Here is a 3423-nt window from a genome sequence, read left to right as displayed (position 1 = left end):
GAGCGCGACAAGCTCGCCAAGATGACGCAGGAGGAGCGCCGCGCCTTCTTCCGCAGCAAGCGCAACCAGCCCGGCGCAGCCGCCGGGCCGGCGGGTGCCGCAAGCGGTACGGTGGGTGGCGAGGCTGCCGCTGCGCCTGTGGCCGGTGCCTCGGCTCCGGCGCAGGGTGCGTCGCGCCCTGCTGGTGGCCGCAGCAGCGCCGAGGGACCACGCGAAACGCCCCGGGCCAGCCAGGCCGCAGGTGCCGAAAGCGGCCCGCGCGGTGAAGGCGGGCCACGTGCTGAAGGCGGTGCCCCCGACGGCGAGCGCCGCCCTGGCATGTCGCCCGAGGTGCGGGCCCTGCTGGAGAAGATGAGCCCCGAAGAGCGCCAGAAGCTGCAGGCCATGCCTCCCGATGAACGCCGCGCCTTCATCCGCAGCAAGATGCAGGCGGCCGGTATCGCGGCCCCTGGCGCCGCGGCCTCGCGCTGATGCAGTCCCGACACCCTTGACGCGGGCCCTGCCGCCATGAACCTTTCGCGCATCTTCATCCTGCGCCCCATCGCCACCTCGCTGCTGATGGTGGCGATCCTGATCGCGGGCCTGCTGGCCTACCGGCTGCTGCCCATCTCGGCCCTGCCCGAGGTGGACTACCCGACCGTCCAGGTCACCACGCTGTACCCGGGTGCCAGCCCCGACGTGATGACCTCCAACGTCACGGCGCCGCTGGAGCGCCAGTTCGGCCAGATGCCGGGGTTGGAGCAGATGTCCTCCACCAGCTCGGGCGGTGCCTCGGTCATCACCCTGCGCTTCGCGCTGGACATGGCCATGGACGTGGCCGAGCAGCAGGTGCAGGCGGCCATCAATGCCGGCAGCAACCTGCTGCCGGGCGACCTGCCCATGCCGCCCATCTACAGCAAGGTGAACCCGGCGGATGCGCCCATCCTCACGCTGGCCATCACCTCGCCCTCGCTGCCCGTGATCCGCGTCAACGACCTGGTGGAGAACCGCCTGGCGCCCAAGCTCTCGCAGGTCAAGGGCGTGGGCCTGGTGGCCATCGCGGGCGGGCGCCGGCCGGCCGTGCGCATCCAGGTCAACCCGGTGGCGCTGGCATCCGTGGGCATGACGCTGGAAGACGTGCGCGGCGTGATCGCCGCGTCCAACGTCAAGCAGGCCAAGGGCGGCTTCGACGGCCCGGCGCGCGCATCGACCATCGATGCCAACGACCAGCTGCAGTCCGCGTCCGAGTACCAGAACCTGGTGATCGCCTTGCGCAACGGCACACCGGTGCGCCTGCGCGACGTGGCCACCACGGTGGACGACGCCGAGAACACCCGCCTGGCCGCCTGGGCCGGCACGCCCGACACCGGGGCACGTGCCGGCGTGATCCTCAACATCCGGCGCCAGCCCGGCGCCAACGTGATCGAGACGGTGGACCGCATCAAGGCCCTGCTGCCCCAGCTGCAGAGCACGCTGCCGGCCTCGCGGGACGTGCAGATCCTGACCGACCGCACGGTGACCATCCGCTCCTCGGTCAAGGACATGCAGGTCGAGCTGGCCCTGGCCATCGGCCTGGTGGTGGCGGTGATCTTCGTCTTCCTGCGCAGCGCCTCGGCCACGCTCATCCCCAGCGTGGCGGTGCCGCTGTCGCTGGTGGGCACCTTCGGCATCATGTACATGGCGGGGTTCTCCATCAACAACCTCACGCTGATGGCGCTGACCATCTCCACCGGCTTCGTGGTGGACGATGCCATCGTGATGATCGAGAACATCGCGCGCTACGTGGAAGAGGGCGAACACCCGCTGCAGGCGGCGCTCAAGGGTGCCAAGCAGATCGGCTTCACCATCATCTCGCTCACCATCTCGCTGATCGCGGTGCTGATCCCGCTGCTTTTCATGGGCGATGTGGTGGGCCGGCTGTTCCACGAATTCGCGATCACCATGGCTGTGGCCATCCTGATCTCGGCCGTGGTCTCGCTCACGCTCACGCCGATGCTGTGCGCGCGCCTGCTGCGCCACACGCCCGAGGAGAGCCATGGCCGCCTTTACCAGGCCACGGGCCGCTTCTTCGACCGCACCATCGCGCACTATGGCCGGGCGCTCAATTGGGTGCTGGGCCACCAACTGCTCACCTGGGTGGTGTTCATCGCCACGCTGGCGCTCACGGTGCTGCTGTACATGGTGTTGCACAAGGGCTACTTCCCGGTGCAGGACACGGGCACGCTGCAGGCGACCACCGAGGCCGACCAGTCGATCTCGTTCGCCGCCATGTCCGAGCGCCAGCAGCGGCTGGCCGAGCGCATCCTGCAGGACCCGGCGGTGAAAAGTGTCTCGTCCTTCATCGGGGTCGATGGCGCCAACACCACGCTGAATACGGGCCGGCTGCTGATCGACCTCAAGCCCCACGGCGAGCGCGACAAGGCCTCCACCGTGGTGCGCCGCCTGGCCGACGACACGGCCGACATGCCGGGCATCCGCCTGTATGCCCAGCCGGTGCAGGACCTGACCATCGAGGACCGCGTGGCGCGCACGCAGTACCAGTTGCTGGTGTCTTCGCCCGACCCGGCGCAACTGCAGGCCAGCACCGCCGAGCTGGTGCGCCGCATGCGCGGCCTGCCGCAACTGGCCGACGTGGCCAGCGACCTGCAGAGCCAGGGCCTGCAGGCCTTCGTGCAGATCGACCGGGCCCAGGCCAGCCGGCTGGGGGTCACGGTGTCGGGCATCGACACGGCGCTGTACAACGCTTTCGGCCAGCGGCTCATCTCCACCATCTTCACCCAGTCCAACCAGTACCGGGTGGTGCTGGAGGTGGCGCCGCAGTTCAAGATCGGGCCCGAGGCGCTGAACAATATCTACGTCACCTCCACGGCCGGCAAGCCGGTGGCGCTGTCCACCGTGGCGCGCATCGAAGAACGGCCCATGGCCCTGGGCGTGAACCACGTGGGCCAGCTGCCCGCGGCCACCATCTCCTTCAACACCGCGCCCGGCGTGGCGCTGGGCGATGCGGTCAAGGCCATCCAGGCCGAGCAGGCAGGCGCCAAGGAGGCGGGCCTGTTGCCGCTGTCGGTGGAGACCAGCTTCCAGGGCGCGGCGCTGGCCTTCCAGGCATCGCTGTCGAACACGCTGCTGCTCATCCTGGCGGCGGTGGTCACCATGTACATCGTGCTGGGTGTGCTGTACGAGAGCACCATCCACCCGGTCACCATTCTCTCCACCCTGCCGTCCGCTGGCGTGGGCGCGCTGCTGGCCTTGCTGGTCATGGGGCTCGACGTGGACATCATCGCCATCATCGGCATCGTGCTGCTCATCGGCATCGTCAAGAAGAACGCGATCATGATGATCGACTTCGCGCTGGAGGCCCAGCGCGACCAGGGCCTGCCCGCGCGTGAGCGAGTCGGACGTGAGCGCCAGGATCATGATGGGCGAATCCGCCGGGTTCACCTT

Annotated in this window: 1 protein-coding gene and 1 pseudogene; both read left to right on the top strand. The window is 69.1% G+C overall.

Going from position 1 to position 3423, the window contains the following annotated elements:
* Nucleotides 1-471: pseudogene (locus tag ACK59X_RS22020) on the top strand (efflux transporter periplasmic adaptor subunit); the annotation flags it as partial.
* Nucleotides 472-507: 36 nt separating this feature from the next.
* Nucleotides 508-3423, top strand: a 2916-nt coding sequence (locus tag ACK59X_RS22015; protein WP_409960515.1) for an efflux RND transporter permease subunit, incomplete at its 3' end; no start/stop codon positions are given.

It is taken from the genome of Acidovorax sp. (assembly GCF_046339755.1).
Lineage (GTDB): Bacteria > Pseudomonadota > Gammaproteobacteria > Burkholderiales > Burkholderiaceae_C > Acidovorax.
This window is presented reverse-complemented; position numbering and strand designations above follow the sequence as displayed.